This window comes from Aeromonas sp. FDAARGOS 1404 (assembly GCF_019047085.1).
GTDB lineage: Bacteria > Pseudomonadota > Gammaproteobacteria > Enterobacterales > Aeromonadaceae > Aeromonas > Aeromonas veronii.
This window is the reverse complement of the sequence record NZ_CP077237.1, coordinates 1,685,125-1,702,109: the sequence shown is the minus strand read 5'-3', so window position 1 is coordinate 1,702,109 and position 16,985 is coordinate 1,685,125. Positions and strand designations below refer to the sequence as shown.

General features: G+C 61.3%; 13 protein-coding genes. 6 read left to right on the top strand and 7 right to left on the bottom strand.

Annotated features, from left to right (window positions below; genetic code table 11):
* Positions 1-197 precede the first annotated feature (197 nt).
* Complete coding sequence (gene pulA, locus I6L34_RS07800) at positions 198-3,872, top strand: pullulanase-type alpha-1,6-glucosidase (RefSeq protein WP_254202943.1); 3,675 nt, start codon at positions 198-200, stop codon at positions 3,870-3,872.
* 211 nt (positions 3,873-4,083) lie between these two features.
* On the opposite strand, the gene I6L34_RS07795 is transcribed toward pulA, so the two are convergent.
* Positions 4,084-6,531, bottom strand: a complete 2,448-nt coding sequence (locus I6L34_RS07795; protein ID WP_058056479.1) for a zinc/cadmium/mercury/lead-transporting ATPase — start codon at positions 6,529-6,531, stop codon at positions 4,084-4,086.
* Between the two features lie 184 nt (positions 6,532-6,715).
* Between I6L34_RS07795 and tpx the strand changes: the two genes are divergently transcribed.
* A complete protein-coding gene (tpx, locus tag I6L34_RS07790) occupies positions 6,716-7,216 on the top strand; it encodes a thiol peroxidase (RefSeq protein WP_005341463.1) in 501 nt (166 codons plus the stop codon).
* A gap of 58 nt (positions 7,217-7,274) precedes the next feature.
* Here the strand turns inward: tpx and I6L34_RS07785 are convergent, their stop codons facing one another.
* Complete coding sequence (locus tag I6L34_RS07785; RefSeq protein WP_158110501.1) at positions 7,275-8,102, bottom strand: transporter substrate-binding domain-containing protein; 828 nt, start codon at positions 8,100-8,102, stop codon at positions 7,275-7,277.
* A gap of 144 nt (positions 8,103-8,246) precedes the next feature.
* On the opposite strand from I6L34_RS07785, the gene I6L34_RS07780 reads away from it, so the two are divergent.
* Positions 8,247-9,467, top strand: coding sequence for a DEAD/DEAH box helicase (locus I6L34_RS07780; protein ID WP_216956414.1), 1,221 nt, complete (start codon positions 8,247-8,249; stop codon positions 9,465-9,467).
* 2 nt (positions 9,468-9,469) lie between these two features.
* On the opposite strand, the gene I6L34_RS07775 is transcribed toward I6L34_RS07780, so the two are convergent.
* The 3 genes from I6L34_RS07775 to I6L34_RS07765 form a co-directional block, all read right to left on the bottom strand.
* Positions 9,470-10,255: a hypothetical protein gene (locus I6L34_RS07775; RefSeq protein ID WP_058056476.1), complete on the bottom strand. Its 786-nt coding sequence runs from the start codon at positions 10,253-10,255 to the stop codon at positions 9,470-9,472.
* Positions 10,252-11,568: a sphingomyelin phosphodiesterase gene (locus tag I6L34_RS07770; RefSeq protein ID WP_058056475.1), complete on the bottom strand. Its 1,317-nt coding sequence runs from the start codon at positions 11,566-11,568 to the stop codon at positions 10,252-10,254. Before I6L34_RS07770 ends, I6L34_RS07775 begins: the two co-directional genes overlap by 4 nt.
* A gap of 207 nt (positions 11,569-11,775) precedes the next feature.
* Positions 11,776-12,606 (bottom strand): CPBP family intramembrane glutamic endopeptidase, encoded by an 831-nt coding sequence (locus I6L34_RS07765; RefSeq protein ID WP_216956412.1) that lies wholly within the window; start codon positions 12,604-12,606, stop codon positions 11,776-11,778.
* Positions 12,607-12,726: 120 nt separating this feature from the next.
* Between I6L34_RS07765 and I6L34_RS07760 the strand changes: the two genes are divergently transcribed.
* On the top strand, positions 12,727-13,464 hold the full coding sequence (locus I6L34_RS07760; RefSeq protein WP_005357922.1) for an ABC transporter substrate-binding protein: 738 nt from the start codon (positions 12,727-12,729) through the stop codon (positions 13,462-13,464).
* A gap of 68 nt (positions 13,465-13,532) precedes the next feature.
* On the opposite strand, the gene I6L34_RS07755 is transcribed toward I6L34_RS07760, so the two are convergent.
* Both I6L34_RS07755 and I6L34_RS07750 read right to left on the bottom strand, forming a co-directional pair.
* Positions 13,533-13,829, bottom strand: coding sequence for a hypothetical protein (locus tag I6L34_RS07755; RefSeq protein WP_005340323.1), 297 nt, complete (start codon positions 13,827-13,829; stop codon positions 13,533-13,535).
* A gap of 66 nt (positions 13,830-13,895) precedes the next feature.
* Positions 13,896-14,270, bottom strand: coding sequence for a YacL family protein (locus I6L34_RS07750; protein WP_031227767.1), 375 nt, complete (start codon positions 14,268-14,270; stop codon positions 13,896-13,898).
* A 209-nt stretch (positions 14,271-14,479) separates the two neighbouring features.
* Between I6L34_RS07750 and I6L34_RS07745 the strand changes: the two genes are divergently transcribed.
* Both I6L34_RS07745 and I6L34_RS07740 read left to right on the top strand, forming a co-directional pair.
* Positions 14,480-15,595, top strand: a complete 1,116-nt coding sequence (locus I6L34_RS07745) for a sugar diacid recognition domain-containing protein (RefSeq protein ID WP_058056473.1) — start codon at positions 14,480-14,482, stop codon at positions 15,593-15,595.
* A gap of 118 nt (positions 15,596-15,713) precedes the next feature.
* Entirely contained in the window at positions 15,714-16,976 is a 1,263-nt protein-coding gene (locus tag I6L34_RS07740) for a GntP family permease (RefSeq protein WP_058059709.1), read from the top strand.
* Positions 16,977-16,985: the final 9 nt, after the last annotated feature.

Below are 16,985 nucleotides of genomic sequence, written 5' to 3'. Positions count from 1 at the left end.
AGATATGAGGCCAAATGGCCGCGAGGTCTGTGAGCCGGATCGAAGTTTCAGTCTGAAAACGTTATCTTGTTGAAACTGGATGGTTTTTTTGCCCTTCCGCTCACATTTGAATCGATTGCCGCTGATTAATATGGCACCGCCTGGCAATGACCGGGTGCTCGACTATCGAGACTAACTACAGCGGGAATTACAAAAATATGGATATGAAAAAGACCAAAGTGGCGCTGGTAACAGCCTCACTGCTCGCGCTTTTGTCTGGCTGTAATGACAACAGCTCTGATGCCTCCGGTGTGAACCCCGTCCCCCCTACACCGCCTACACCTGAAGTCACCGATGGGCCTGTCGCTCGTCTGCCCAAGATGGATCCCCCGAAAGAGTTGCTGGTTGCCGGCGAAAATCAGGTGGTCATTGCGCTGGTGGATACCCAGTCGGCAGCCAAAGGCGCCAAGGCACCATTTGACAGCCACAGCCTGCACCTTTGGAACAACGACGCCTGCCAGGCAACGGCTGATAGTGGCCTGAATACCGGGTGGGATGACAAGAGCAAGACACCTGCCACTGCCGACAGCTTTGGTCCGGCCTGGGTCGTTCCGCTCAAAAATGTGGAAGGGTGCATCAACTTTATCGCTCGCAACGGCGATCTGGCCAACTTGACCGGCAGCGATATGAAGGTGAGCTTCAGTGAGCACCCGGATCGCACCGTGGCCATCGTCGCAGGCAAGAAAGATCTGTTTGGCAGCCGTGCCGAAGCCTTTACCGCCGCCTTTGGCGTGGCGGGGGCCAGCGCTCATTTGATCGATGGTAATACCCTGATTTGGCAAGGGGGCAAGGACAAGCCCCACGTTCGCCTCTATTACACCGACTCGGGCACCATCAAGGCCAATGCCGATGGGGTGTTCGATTTCCCCTATATCAGCCTGATCGCGACCAGCCTCACTGCCGAGCAGCAGGCCAAATATCCGCATCTCAAGGATGCCGCCGCCTTTGCCCTGCCTGCCGGTAAAGATCTCAAGCCCCTGCTCAAGGGGGAACTGGTGGCTATCGGCACCGATGCCGACGGTATCCTGCAAGGAGCCACCCTGGTGCAGAGCGCCGGCGCCCTCGATGCGCTCTATGCTCCCGAGGCGACCAAGCTGAGCTATGGCGCCGTGGTAGAGGGCAACCGGGTGACCTTCCGCCTCTGGGCGCCGACCGCCAAGTCGGTCAAGCTGGCCCTCTACAACGCCAGCCACCAGAAGAGTGGTGAAGTGGCCATGACTTTCGACAGCGCCAGCGGCAGCTGGAGTTACGAAGGGGGCAGCGAGCTGATCGGCCAGTTCTACCGCTACGACATGGAGGTTTACCACCCGCTGAGCCGCAAGGTCGAGCACTACGAGGTGACCGATCCCTACTCCTTGAGCCTGGCGATGAACTCCGAGTTCAGTCAGGTAGTGGATCTCGACGATCCGGCCCTGAAACCGGAAGGATGGGACAGCCTCAAGGCGCCACACAGCCAGCAGAACCCCGCCGATATCACCATCTATGAGGCCCATGTTCGCGACCTGACCGGCAACGATGCCTCCACCGATGAAGAGAAGCGCGGCAAATTTGTCGGCCTGACCCAGCCCGACTCTGTACCGGTCAACCATCTGAAATCCCTGGCAAAGAGCGGCGTCAGCCACCTGCACCTGCTGCCGGTGTTCGATATCGCCACCGTCAACGAGGACCCGGCCAAGGTGGCCAATCTCGGCGATGACTTCAGCAAGCTCTGTCAGGTCAATCCGGATGTGAAAACATCCAGATTTGGCGGCTATTGCGGTGGCGGTCAGACTGTGGGAGATGTGCTGGCCGACCTGCAAGGGGGCGACAGCAAGGATAATCCGCAGGTGCAGGAGCTCTCCGGCTATCTGCGCGGCGTCGACTCCTTCAACTGGGGTTATGATCCCTACCACTACACCACGCCGGAAGGCTCCTACGCCACCAACGCCGAGGGCACCAAACGTATTCTGGAGTTCCGAGAGATGGTCAAGGCCATCAAGCAGAACATCGGCATGAACGTGGTGATGGACGTGGTCTACAACCACACCAACGAATCCGGGCTCGGCCCCAAGTCGGTGCTCGACAAGATAGTGCCCTGGTACTATCAGCGCCTCAATCCGGAGACTGGCTCGGTGGAGAACTCCACCTGCTGCTCCAACACGGCGCCGGAACACGCCATGTTCGCCAAGCTGATGGATGACTCTCTGGCCACCTGGGCGCGCGACTACAAGATCGACGCCTTCCGCTTCGACCTGATGGGCCACCATCCGAAAGATCAGATGGTGCAGGCGCTGGCCGCGGTGAAGAAGGTCAATCCCGAGATGTACTTCTACGGCGAGGGGTGGAACTTCGGCGAAGTGCAGGATGACAAGCGCTTCGTGCAGGCGACCCAGAAGCATCTGGGCGGTACCGGTATCGGCTCCTTCTCGGACCGCTTGCGCGATGCGGTGCGCGGCGGCAGTCCGTTCGACGGCGGCGATACCATTCGCAAGACACAGGGCTTTGGCAACGGTGCTTTCGTCGATCCTAACGAAATGAGCAAGGTGGATCTGGCTACGGCCTTGCACCAGTCCGATCTGGTGCGGCTCGGCATGGCGGGCAACCTCAAGGAGTTCGTGCTGACCGACAAGGATGGCATGCCGAAGAAAGGCGCCGAAATCGACTACAACGGTCAGAGCGCTGGTTATGCCCAGGATCCGGTGGAAGTGCAGAACTATGTCGACAAGCACGACAACCAGACCCTGTTCGACAACCTGATCTACAAGGCGCCTGCCGGAGCCGATCTGGTGCGGATGCAGGGGGTCTCGCTGGCGACTGCCATGCTGGGTCAGGGCATTCCCTTCACCCACGCCGGTGTCGAGCTGCTGCGTTCCAAATCCATGGAGCGGGACAGCTATGACTCGGGCGACTGGTACAACAAGGTCGACTACACCCTGGGTGACAACAACTTCGACAAGGGGTTGCCGCGCAAGGACAAGGATGGCGACAACTATCCGCTGATCGAGCAGGTGCTCGGCAAGCATGCCAAGCCTGGCTCGGCCGAGATGGCGCAGATGGTGAGCTTCTATCAGGAGCTGGCGGAGCTGCGCAACTCTTCCCGTCTGCTGCGTCTGGGCAGTGGCGCCGAGGTGATCAAGCGGGTCGACTTCCGTAACACCGGCCCGGATCAGGTGCCCGGCCTTATCGTCATGACGGTGGATGATGGCGTCAGTGCCGGGGCGGATCTGGATCCGGCCATCGACGGTCTGGTGGTGATGATCAACGCCAGCAACCAGAGCCAGAGCATCAGCGATTTCCGTGACGGTAACGATCAGCCGATCGACCTGAGCGGTCTGCAACTGAGCTCTGCTCACCACGCCAACAACAGCATCGCCCGCGATGCCGCTGTCAGTGGCGGTACCCTGACGCTGGGGGCCTGGTCTGCCGCCGTGTTCGTCAAGCCGCAGTCTGGTGCACAGGGCGCGGGCCTGCCGGTCAGCAAGAAGACCGACCTGAGCACCCTGCCACCGTTTGGCAACATGGGCATTTTTGTGCGTGGTTTCCTGGGTCAGTGGGATGCGGTCAACCAGATGAGCTTTGATGGCAACTACATATACGGGTTGACCATGCCGGTCACCGATGGCCAATTGGGTCAGACCACCCTAAAGATCGCCGATGCCAGCTGGAATATCGCCAACTACGGCAAGTGTGCGCCGAGCGATGTGCTGACCATTTCAGCCCCTCTTACCCTGTGCAAAGGGGGGAGTGACGTCGGTATGACCCTGAGCAAGGCGGGTAACTACAAGTTTGTCTTTACCGCCATGGACAAGGAGAAGCCGACCCTGAGCGTCAGCGTGGCGGATGCAACACCCTAGGTAAACCCATTGAGCCCGGGGGATGGCTCGGCGTCCCCGGGTTGAATTCCACCTTGCCAAGGGTGGGATAACTCCGAGAGAGTAAGCAAAGCGCGACTGCCGACCGGCAGGCGCGCTTTTTCTTTTACGGGGTGCCGTGAGAGAAATGAGAGGAAAAAGAAAAGCCGTCCCGGTTGGGGGACGGCTTTTGGCTGGGATGCCATTGGCTGGCTTAACGCTTGCGCAGCAGCCGCAAGGCGTTGGCGGTCACCAGCGCGGTGGCGCCGGTATCGGCCAGCACCGCAATCCACAGGCCGGTGATGCCGAGCAGACTGGTGACCAGAAAGATGGCCTTCAGCCCCAGCGCCAGCGCGATATTCTGGTGAATATTGGCCAGTGCCGCCCGCGACAGCCGGATCATCGCGGCAATACCGCCGAGCTGGTTGTGGGTCAGCGCCGCATCGGCGGTTTCCAGCGCCACATCAGTGCCGCCCCCCATGGCAATGCCGATACTGGCCCGCTTCATGGCGGGGGCATCGTTGATGCCATCGCCGATCATGGCAACCTTCCGGGTGCTTGTGAGCTTGGCGATCTCTTCGACCTTGTTCTCCGGCAGCAGGCCGGCACGCCAGCCCATGCCCAGCTCGGTGGCGATCGCCTCGGCAGCGCGGGGGTTATCCCCGGTTAACATGATGCTGTTGAGCCCGAGCTGATGGAGTTCTTGCAGCGCAGCCGCCGCCTCCGGACGGATCTGATCCCGCAGCGCCAGCAGGGCGACCGGCAGCGCCTGGTCGCCGCTGCTCCGGCAGAACACCACGACGGTCTTGCCCTGCCGCTCCAGCGAAGCAATCCGGGTTTGCTGTTCCATATTCAGGGCCGCCACCCGGCTCGGTGCCAGCAGTTGCCACAGTTCACCGTTGATGCGTCCCTCAACGCCCATGCCCGGCAGGGCACGCAAGTCTCGGGCCTCCGCCAGAGTCAGCCCCTGTTCGGTCGCGTTGGCGACCACGGCGCGGGCTAGCGGGTGGCGGGAGCCCTGCTCGATGGCAGCCGCCAGCGCCAGCAACTCGGCCTCCGGTTGGCCATTGAGGCTCACCAGTTCGGTCAGTTGCGGCTTGCCCAGGGTCAGAGTGCCTGTCTTGTCAAAGGCGACGGTGTCGATATGGGCCAATCGCTCCAGTGCGGCACCACCCTTGATCAGGGCCCCCTGACGGGTGGCCGCGGCCAGTGCCGAGGTAACCGCTGCCGGGGTGGAGATGACCAGCGCGCAGGGGCAGCCGATGAGCAGCAGTGCCAGCCCGCGATAGATCCACTCGTCCCAGCTCTGGCCGAAGGCAAGGGGCGGCACCAGCACCACCAGCAGGGCGACCAGCATCATGGCCGGGGTATACCAGCGGCTGAAGCGGTCGATAAAGCGCTCGATGGGCGCGCGCTGGCTTTCGGCCTCCTCGATGAGGTGCAGAATGCGGTCGATGGCGTTGTTGCCAGGCTCGGAGACGACTTCAAGGCGCAGCACTCGATCGGCAGCCAGACTGCCGGCCGGCACCTTGTCACCCTGACGGCGTTCCACCGGAATGGATTCACCGGTCAGGGCGCTCTCGTCAAACGCACCGAGCTCATCGAGTAGACGGGCATCGGCAGGTAGACGGGCACCCGGGGCGATTTCGATGATATCGCCGGGACGCAGCTCATCGGCAGCTACCTCTTCCCGCACCTCGCCCTCGGCAGTGGTACGGATCCGCAGCGCCTTGTCAGGCACCAGCGCCATCAGGGCTGTGACCCCGGCACGGGCGCGTCCGGCGGCGTAGGCCTCCAGATGTTCACCCAGCATAAAGAGCAGCAGCACCATGGCCGCTTCGGCGGTTTCACCGAGGAACAGGGCCCCCACGGCAGCGACCGTCATCAGGGTCTCGATGGCGAAGGGGGAGCCGCTTTTGGTCAGCGCCCACGCCTTGCGGGAGATAGGCCACAGCCCCCAGAGGGTCGCCAAGGTAAAGAGCGGCTGACCGAACTCTTTCGGCAGCAGGGCGGCAACCAGCATCAGACCGGCCAGTGACAGGGGCTGCCAATATTTGCCCAAAAAGTTACCGAATAGATTGCCTTGCAGGGGCTGTTGTGAAGCTTGCTTACGGCCAGCAGCCTGCTTGTCAGCACTTTCCCCCTTGAGCTGGAAACCGGCGGCCAGCACGGCGGCGGTGACGGGATCGGGGGAGAGGCCGGGTGCCAGATCCACTACCAGCTTCTCGGTGGCAAACAGCACGCGCGCCTGTTGCACGCCGCTCACCCGGCTGACGGCGGTCTCGATCTTGCGGGCGCAGCTGGGGCAATCCATCCCCAACACCTGCCAGCTGTGGCGACTGTTACCTTGCTCCGGCGCAACCAGCGGGTCGGCAGGGGGCATATCGTGCTCATGCTCATGCTTATGATCGTGAGCTGGCGATAAGGGGGCGCTGCAGCACGCTTTATCGTGGCAACTTCCTCGGGGAGGCTCTTCATCCCCGGGTGATTCATTGCCGTCACGGGATGCGTGCTCATGAGGCGTCTGGGCTGAACAGCAACTGACGGACGTGGTGTTGTCGCAGCAGTGGCTATCGTGGTGATGTTCACTCTGGCCGGGGGCCGCCTTGCTGACGGCCTTGATGGGGGCGGCGTGCTGATGATTGCAGCAGGATTTGCTCATGATGAGTCCCTCTTGATGGATCCCGCCCCTGCGAGATCCCTGATTACCGAGAAGGAGTCTAAACCTTGGTGTTAAGTCCAAGGTCAACCCCTTTATATCCCTTGTCTTCGCGGGTGTTTGTCTGGTCCCGCCGCCCCTATACTGATCACTCGGATTTTTACTACACCAATAAAGGACATAACACATGAGCAACTCAGTCACTCTGCAAGGCAACCCGGTCTCCGTCGCTGGTCACTTCCCGGTCGCCGGTGAGCAAGCCAAGCCCTTCTCCCTGGTGGCCAAGGATCTCTCCGACGTGACCTTGGCAAGCTTTGCCGGTCAGCGCAAAATCCTGAACATTTTCCCGAGCGTCGATACCCCGACCTGCGCGACCTCTGTGCGCAAGTTCAACGAGCAGGCCAGCGCGCTGGAGAACACTGTCGTGCTGTGCATCTCCGCCGATCTGCCGTTCGCCCAGTCCCGCTTCTGCGGCGCCGAAGGTCTGGACAAGGTAGTGACCCTCTCCACCCTGCGCGGTGCAGCCTTCATGGAAGATTACGGCGTTGCCTTCTCTTCCGGCCCGCTGGTCGGTCTGACCGCTCGCGCCATCGTGGTGCTGGATGGTGACAACAAGGTGCTGCACAGCGAGCTGGTCGCCGAAGTAGCCGACGAGCCGAACTACGCTGCGGCGCTGGCCGTGCTGTAAGGCTGCAAGCCATAAAAAATCCCGCTTCGGCGGGATTTTTTATGCGGGAATTGTCCGTTCAGGGCGTAGCTGGCGGGGTGGTCGCCGGTTCAGCCTTGGCGGTTGGGGAGGGTTGCCACTCCACATAGGGGCGGTGGATCTTCTCGTAAATTTCGGCCAGTTTGCCGGTGGCAGCCAGCTGATCAATGGCTTGGCGGAGAAATTCGTCCATCTCATCACCTGCTGCCCCTTTCTGGATGATGAAGACATCCTCGAAATCCCCGAAAAATTCTCGCCTGATATTGGTCAGCCCCAGCTGCTTGAGCATCAGGTCGGCCTCCTCTTGTGCCCAGACAAAGGCGTCGATACGGCCGCGTGAGAGCTTGCGCAGTGACTGCTCGATACTCATCGAGCGCTGCACCGGGAAGGGCATATAGTCGGGTACGGCCTCGATCAGCAGATCCCGTTTGGTGGGCACTATGCCGTAGGCCATATCCGTGGTGACTGGATAATTGGTATTGCTGTAGATGACATGGGCAACCTTGCCAAAACTGCGGGTACTGAAACGATAAGCCAGCATATCGATATCCTTGAGGTTGCGGATGGCGGGCAGCCCCAGATCAGCCTTGCCGGAGATCACCCCAGCCATGGCACGGGCGATGGGGTAGATGGTGATCTTGATGGTCACATCGGGGTAGAGATCATCGATGGCGTGCACCAGGTCGACAAAGGGGCCTGTCTTGTCGGCATTGATCAGCCCCGGCAGCTCGCCAAGGTGGGCATTGAGGATGCGCACTGGTTTAGGCTGCTCGGGGGCGGCGTCGTTCTCCGGAGTCTGCGACAGGCCGAGAGTCGCGCTGCCGAGCAGGGTGACCACGAGCAGCAGAAGGGGGATGTGTCTGGTCATGGCGGGTCTCTCTTGGTGATGGGTCAGCTAAAGTGTAGTCAGCCCGTCGTCAGCGCCCCTTGGCCAAACCATCATGGATAGGGTTTTACTTCTCGGCCCCCGCTCACTAGACTTCGCCTCCCACTTCTTTGTTGACGTAGCGCCATGACCTTTAGCGAACTTGCCCTCCATCCCGCTCTGCTTGCCTCTTTGCCCGCCACCTTGCAGACGCCGACCCGCATCCAGCAGCTGGCCATTCCGGCGGCGCTGGCGGGGCAGGATCTACTGGCGCTGGCCCAGACCGGCAGCGGCAAGACGCTGGCGTTTGGCTTGCCGCTGTTGCAACGGCTGGATCCTGCCTCCAGTCAGGTGCAGGGTCTGGTGCTGGTGCCGACCCGCGAGCTGGCGATTCAGGTCTCTGCCGCGCTAAAAGAGGGTGCCGAGGCGCTGGGATTGTGCATCGTGACGTTGTGTGGGGGCGTTGCGCAGGAGCGGCAACAGGCCGAACTGGCGCAGGGGCCACAGCTGCTGGTCGCCACGCCGGGGCGGTTGCGGGATCTGCTGACCCAACAGGTGCTGGGGCTGGATGGTTTACAACTCTTGGTGCTGGATGAGGCGGATCGCCTGCTGGAGATGGGCTTTGCTCCCGACATCAAGGCGCTGCTCGGCTTTATTCCGGCGGATCGCCAGACCCTGCTCTTCTCCGCCACCTTGCCTGCCGAGCTGGAGATGCTGGCCAACGGCTTGCTGCGCGAGCCAACCCGCATCGAGGCCAACCCCCTCAACAGCGTGGTGAACGAGCTCGAAGAGCGGCTCTATCTGGTCAACAAGAGCAGCAAGGTCCCGGCGCTCATCAGCTTGCTCAAGGAGCAGGCATGGCCGCAGGTGCTGGTCTTTATCAGTGCGCGGGATGATGCCGACGGGGTTGCCAGAAAACTGGCCAAGGCAGGTATCGCTGTGGCTGCCCTACATGGCGAAAAAGAGCAGGCGGTACGTGAGCAGGCGCTCGGTGATTTCAAAGAGGGCAAAATTCGGGTGCTGGTGGCCACCGACCTGATGGCGCGCGGCATCCATGTGGAGGCGCTGCCGGTGGTGATCAATCTGGACTTGCCCGCCAGCGCCCCCGTCTATGTACACCGCATCGGTCGTACCGCCCGGGCTGGCCGCGAGGGGCTGGCCATCTCGCTGGTTTGTCATGGCGAGAGTGACATGCTGCAAGCTATCCGCACCCTGACCGGCCGCGAGCTGCCGTTGGGCGATCTGGCGGGATTCCCGGTCACTGACCAGCCTGCCAGCGGGGAGGGCAAGCGCCCCCCTCGTGACAAGCAGGCCAATCGCCGTACTCAGGCCAAACGCAGCGTCAAGCAGTTCAAGGGCAAGCGCTGACCTCAGGGTTTGCCTTGCTCCCGCGCGAAGAAGTCACGACGCCACTGGCTCAACACCTCCTCCTTGTGTTGTTGCCACAGCGCAGGATCCATCTGCTGTTGGCTGGCCGCCAGTTGCTGCTCCAGCTCGGCCAGCTCTCGCTGGTAGCGGCTGCGTTGATCGAGCTGCTGCTGGCGCGCCTCGGCAAACGCCAGCGTGGCTTCGACTTTCTCTGCGGGCAGGAAGTGACGGGCCAGGGTGGCCAGCTCCTCATCTCCCCACAGCTGACGGGCTTGCTGCAGGCGGGCATCCGGGTTGAACAGATCCACCGCCAGATCCGGATGATCCGCCGCCCACCGATCCTGCAAACGGGTGAGGGCGGTCATTCGCTCGGCTAGCGGTAACTGCTCGCTCTCCTGTGCCAACTGATCCAGCGCCAGGGCATAGCGCCCTTGTAACAGGATCAGGCTCTCCCCCTCGCTCAGCCACCTGGCTTCTGTTGCTTCCAGATTGCTTACACGCTGCCCCAGCGGCAACTCGCTGTCGCTGATCTCGCTGGCAAGCTGGTTGATCAGTTCATCCGGCATCGCCTGCCAGCTGCTGGGCACTTCTTTGCTTTTGCCATCTATCCCCTCAGCGTTTGGCATGCGGGGAGGCGGGCTCCCCGGTTCTGCTGGCAACTGCATATTGGCCAGAGAGGGAGTCGTCGACCGTTCTGGCGATATCGAAGACGACTCTTCCTGCCAGCCCAGATTCACCAGCAAAAGGGTCAGGATAGCCAGCGCCAGTATCCCGTAACGGCGAGTCATCGGCTGATCTCTCCCTTGACCGGGAAGTGATCGGAGAGGTTGCTGGCGGGCCAGAGGCTGCCATCGCTGCTGCGCGGGATCCAGACCGTGTTGAGGTTGTGGCGTACGGCGCCGTACTCCCGGCTCACCACCAGATAGTCCAGATACTCGACGTTGGCTCCGCCCGAGAGCGGCCCGCCGGCATAGGGGTTGATCCTGGGATCGAAGGTCGCTTCGGTATAGCCGCCGTAGGCTGGCTCATCGGCATTGAGGTTGGCCAGCATGTTGGCGTAGTCATCGGCAAACTTGCGTTTGTTGACGTTGAAGTCGCCGCCGTAGATGACGGTGTCCGTGGCAGGGATCTTGAGGCTGGCTGCCAGAGAGCGGATCTGACCGAACTGGATCTGGCGCAGCTTGCGCGCCTCGTCAGTGTCGAAGCTGGCGGTGTGGGTAGCGAACAGGTGCCACGCCTTGCCCCCCTTGATCACCTCGGCGTACATCACCCCCTTGTCGGCGAAGCAGTCGGTGCCGGTGCATTGGGGATAGACCAGCTGTGCCTCCCGCACTATGGGATAGCGGCTAACGATCACCACGCCGCCGTCGTGGACGTTGACCTCGGGCTTGTCGAGCACCTTGGTCTGATAGGGATACTCTTTCGCCAGCGCCTGCAAAAAGCCCTCGCGGCGGCCATCGAATACCTCTTGCAGCAGCAGGGCGTCATAGCCCTTGAGATGCTCTGGCAGCAGAGCCAGCCGCTCACCGATGCTGGAGGCGATCACCGGCAGCGCCCAGACGTTGTAGCTGGCCACCTTGAGCCTGTTTTCTGTCGGTTCCGGCTGCTCCCGTTTTTGGGGTGGCGTGATCATATAGTGCAGATCGTCGTAGCGGCCGGTGAACTTGGCGGCAAAGGCCAGCTCTTGTGGCCCCGCCACGCGATGGATCTCCCTGTCGTTTTGCCAGCCGGATGCACTGGTTGGCGTCTCGCCACCGTGCTGCAAGGTGGTGTTCCACCAGGTTCCCTCCATCAGCTGGTTGAGCCGATAGACGTCGCCACTCGCTGTGGTCACGCGGGTTTCGAACAGATAGCTTTTGCCCGCTTTTACCCCCTCATAGCGATTGAAGCTGAGTACCATGGCGCTCTCCCACGGGCCCAGCTCGGTGCGGTGCTGGCTCCACTGACAGCCGGGTTGCAGCTGGCCGCTGCCGCTTTGGCGGATGTCGATCTGGAGCGGTTCAGGACTGTTGTTGGTGAGATAGACATCGGTATCGGCCAGAGCCAGTTGCGGGAACTGGCTGACCAGCAGCAGGGCGGCATAACTGAGGGTTTTCTGCATCACAGGATCCTTTTGGTTGCAGGGCAATGGAAAGTGACTGTTATGGCGAATGCAGAGGTCAGTTTGTTTACATTTTGGTTACAAGTAAATGAATTGGTTTTGTTTGGAGCTTTTTGGAGGTGTAAAGCGAGCGAGGCAGCACGCTTAACACGCTTAAAGAGAGAGGGAGGTGCGAGGGAAGGCGCCCGTGTCAGGCGCCTTCAGGAGTTAGCGGTGGGCCAGCGGGTAGGTGAAGAGCGCCAGATGGGCGAAGTTGAAGGCGAAGTGGATCAGGATGGCCACGGAGAGCCGCCCACTGAGCTGGAATGCCAAGCCGTAGCAGCAGCCTGCCAGGGTCGCAAACAGCGCCAGCAGTGGGCCACTGGGCAGGTGGATGGCTCCGAACAGTAGCGCGGCCCCGACGATGCCAATCCAGGGGCGGTAACGTTCGGTCAGCCCCTGCTGGATCGCGCCACGAAACAGCGCCTCTTCCGCCACGCAGGTGAACAGCAGATTGTTGAGTGCAAACAGCCACCACCAGTGGGGCAGACCCACTTCCGGTTTCAGTGCCCCCAACTGCCAGGCGATGACCAGCAGGGCTCCCAGCGGCAGCAGCAACAGGGCCAAAGGGCGCCAGCGGATTGCGCCCCCCTTGCCCAGCAGTATCGGGCAGGCCAGCAGCAAGCCAAAGAGCAGCAGCGGCTTGTCCAGATTGAGGTACATGTTGAACGGCACGCTGGCGGGGCCTGCCAGCGCCTGATCCAGCACCTTGAGATTGTTGAAGCCGGGGATGAGGTGCAGGGTCAGCGCAATCGCCCAGAGGATCAGCACCACTCTGGCCGCCATCGCCCAGCGGGCGGGGAGGGTTGGCGTACGCCACGCCAGCAGTAATCCTGCGACCGAGACCAGCAGGGCGGGTAGTGTTATTCGGTCAAGCCACAGTGCCAGCAGCAGGGAGAGTCCCAGCAGGGCCAAGGCGGGAAGACGCTGGCGGAAGAGGGCAAGCAGCACGGCCAGCGCCAGCGCGCCCCAGATAAATGAGTCGGGAAGGGGTAACATTGGATCTCCTTGATCGAGGCAGGCGGCAACCTTAACAAGAGGGCGTCAGCAGGACAACCGCGCAGGAGGTGGTCGGATCCCTTCTCTATACTCATCAACAGGGTAAAGGGAGAGCAGCTGATGAAGCACTGTCTGTGGTTGTTGTGTTGTTGGTGTGTCTGGCTGCAGGCGGCACCCTTGCTGCTGGTGACCGGTGAGTTCACCCCCTATACCGGCAAGGCCCTGCCTGAAGGCGGTGAGAGCACCCGGCTGGTGACGACCCTGCTGCAAGAGGCCGGGTATCGAGAGCTCCAGGTCGACTACCTGCCCTGGCCCCGCGGCTATCAGTTGACCCGCAATGGGTTGGTCGCGGCCACCTTCCCCTACGCCTGGACTGCCGAGCGGGCCAAGCTCTTCCACTACAGCGCTCCCATTCATATAGATCGCCTCTCCTGGTTCACCTATCGGGGGAGCGAGGCCATTCAGGCTGGCCGCTGGCAAGGGTTGCGTGTCTGTATTCCGCTGGGGTGGAGCACCAGCCATGCCGACGGGGTGATCAAGCGTTTCGGGCTGGATCTGCAGCGCCCCAAGACCCTGGCACAGTGTCTGCAACTGCTGGATCGCAAACGGATCGACCTGCTGCCGATGAACGAGACGGTGACCCGGGATGCCAGCCGCCAACTGTTTGGCGACCCCTGCCATCTGCAGGCATTGCCCCACTTTCGCCAGAGCGACACCTTTTACCTGATCATTTCACGGCAGTACCCGGAGGCCGCGAACCTGCTTGAGCGCTTCAATCATGCCCTGGCTGCCGCCCGTGCCGATGGTCGCTATGACCAACTGGTCTCCCGAGCCGGAAAGGGGATCGATTGCCGTTGAGAGTGCACGGCCGGAAAACAAAAAGCCGGAGCAGTGGCTCCGGCTTTCTTTTATGCCTTCAGGGGCGATTAGCGGCCTGATTCGGCGATCACGCGGGCGATGATATCGGCGCGCTTGCTGGCTTCCAGTTCGCCCAGGGCGATCAGGCCAGCTTTGAAGATGACGTTCTTCGGCAGGCTGACGTCGTCCAGCGTGGCGATCGCTTCAACGTGCATACCGTTCAGACGGCTGGCATCGCGCGGGCTCAGGTTGACCTGAGTGTTCATCACCTGCTTGCCTTTCTTCTTGGCAGGTGCAGCCGCTTTCTTGGTGGATTCCTGTTCTTCGTCTTCCGGCAGTTCGTCATCAAAATCGTAAATAGACATAGTCAATCCTGTTGAGTTAGGCAAAAGGGCACATTTGCCCGACATAGTAATCCGACATTGGGTCAATCAGCCCATATCCTCGTTACGGATAAAGGCGCGCCAGGAGCCGAGCACCTGGGCAAAATCTTCCAGCCCGCACATGGCCAGCTGTTCATCATCGTAGTAGGCGAGATCGTCAAGATCCTCACCCAGCTCGATATTGAGGGCGTTGGCTTTCACCTCCGCCTCTTCATGGGTCAGCAGCAGGGAGTAGTCACCGCCGTTGAGCCGGTATTCGACTCGGGTGCGGTTGGAGAGCTGATCAATGATGGAGAAGAGCTCGTCGAGCTTCTCTTCATCCTTGCCAACCTCGTCGATCAGCCACTGACCGATGGCTTCATGGCCCATGGAGAACCGGGCGCGATAGCCACCAAACGGGTCGCGGCGAAATTCATAATCCATAGCACAGTCCAGATCGGAGGGATGGGCCATCACGGGCAGGCGGGTGCAAGCACGCAATTCCTGCTCCATGGCGGGGCACACATCGGGTAAAGTGGCCTATTCTAGCGATCCCCCTCTCGCTTGTCTTGATGATGTGGCATCTTTGCGCCCATGTGCTCTGAATCGACCCATGGAGGCGCCGCCAGATCAGCCCCTTGTCCGGAGATGTTATGCAGCTAAACGATAATCTTGCCCGCCAGATCGTCGCACGGGCGATGAAGATCCTGTCGTTCTCGGTCAACGTGATGGACGAACGTGGCCTCATCATTGCGTCCGGCAATCCGGAGCGGATTCATCAGCGCCACGAAGGGGCTGTGCTGGCGCTGACCGAAAACCGGGTGGTGGAGATCAGCGAAGCGACTGCCTTGCAGCTCAAAGGGGTGCGACCCGGCATCAATTTGCCCATCTCCTATCAGGGGGAGCTGATCGGGGTGATCGGCATCTCCGGCGATCCGGACATCGTTCGTGCTTACGCCGAGCTGGTGCGGATGACCGCGGAGCTGATCCTGGAGCAGGCGGCGCTCACCGAGCAGTTGCAGTGGGACAAGCGCCACAAAGAGGAGCTGGTGTTACAGCTGATACGTGGTGAGGGACGAGTCGATCAATTGCAGCAGGCGGCCCGTTTTCTCGGGCTGGAGTTGGCCCAGCCTCGGGTGGTGGCCGTGCTGGCGCTGGAGGAAGCGGATCCGGCGCGTCTGCGGGAGCTGGTTCATCAGTTGGAGAACCCGGAGCGGGACAATCTGGTCGCCATCAACGGGCTCGACGAGATAGTGGTGCTCAAACCGGCGCAATTGAGTGATGGCGTCTGGCAATCGGCGCAGGAGCGCAGCCGGATCAAGCAGTTGCTGGCGCGAATTCCCCACTTCAAGGTGCATATCGCGGTGGGCGATTACTTCGCCGGGATCGACGGGCTGGCGCGCTCTTACCAGACGGCGCGCGATACCCTGCGCCGTGGCATGCGGCAGGCGCCGCGCAAACAGGTCTACTTCTTTGAGGACTACCGTTTGCCGGTGCTGCTGGGCAGTCTGGCGGACTCCTGGCAGGCGGATCAGCTGCGCACACCGCTGCAGAAACTGGCCCGGGAAGATGGCAAGGGGGCGCTGCAGAAGACCCTGCGCCACTATTTCTTGCAGGATTGTGATCTGCATCGCTGTGCCGAAGCCTTGTTCATTCACCCCAATACCCTGCGCTATCGGCTGGGGCGGATAGAGCAGATAACCGGATTGAATTTCAACAAGTTAGACGACAAATTTTTGCTCTATCTCGGTCTTAATCTCGACTTGTGATTGTTAAAATAGACAAATAAATCCTATTTAATGATGTGATATTTGGCCATTTGGCCAAAGCATTCTGATTGCAGATCTCCATAATGGCGGCCATTCACTCCCATTGAAGGTGTCCGTCATGATCCCGGTTACAGCCCTTGGCGCCATCGCGGCGCTCTCCATCGCCATCATCCTCATTTTGAAGAAGGTGCCGCCCGCTTACGGCATGATCGTGGGTGCCCTGGCCGGTGGCCTGATTGGCGGTGCCGATCTGACCCAGACCGTTGCCCTGATGATCGGCGGTGCCCAGGGGATCACCACTGCGGTGATGCGGATCCTGGCGGCCGGTGTGCTGGCGGGCGTACTGATCGAATCGGGTGCCGCCACCACTATCGCCGAGACCATCGTCAAAAAGCTCGGTGAAACCCGTGCCCTGCTTGCGCTGGCGCTGGCAACCTTGATCCTGACTGCGGTCGGCGTATTCGTGGATGTGGCCGTTATCACGGTCGCCCCCATCGCGCTGGCCATCGCCCGCCGTGCCGACCTCTCCAAGGCGGCCATCCTGCTGGCGATGATCGGCGGCGGCAAGGCGGGTAACGTCATGTCCCCCAACCCCAACGCCATTGCCGCGGCTGATGCCTTCCATCTGCCCCTCACCTCTGTGATGGCGGCGGGCATCATCCCGGGTCTGTTCGGTCTGGTGATGGCCTACTGGCTGGCCAAGCGTCTGAACAACAAGGGCAGCAAGGTTGCCGCCGACGAGGTAGTGAGCTTCGAGGGCACCAAACTGCCGGGCTTTGCCGCCGCCATCAGCGCGCCGCTGGTCGCCATCCTGTTGCTGGCCCTGCGTCCGGTCGCCGGTATCGTGGTGGATCCGCTGATTGCACTGCCCCTCGGTGGTCTGGTCGGCGCCCTGATGATGGGTAAATTCAGCAAGGTGAACCAGTTTGCGGTATCCGGTCTCGCCCGCATGGCGCCGGTCGCCATCATGCTGCTGGGTACCGGTACCCTGGCAGGCATCATCGCCAACTCCGGCCTGAAAGATGTGCTGATCAGTGGCCTGACCGCCTCCGGTCTGCCTTCTTACCTGCTGGCGCCTATCTCCGGTGCCCTGATGTCGCTGGCAACCGCCTCGACTACCGCCGGTACCGTGGTGGCCTCCAACGTATTCAGCTCCACCCTGATTGAACTGGGGATCAGCAGTCTGGCCGGAGCGGCGATGATCCATGCCGGCGCCACCGTGTTTGACCACATGCCCCACGGCTCCTTCTTCCATGCCACCGGTGGCAGCGTCCACATGGGCGTGGGTGAGCGCCTGAAACTTATCCCTTACGAAACCGCAGTCGGTCTGACCATTGCCACTGTCTCCACCCTGATGTTTGGCGTGTTTGGCCTCGCCTAAGGAATTGAT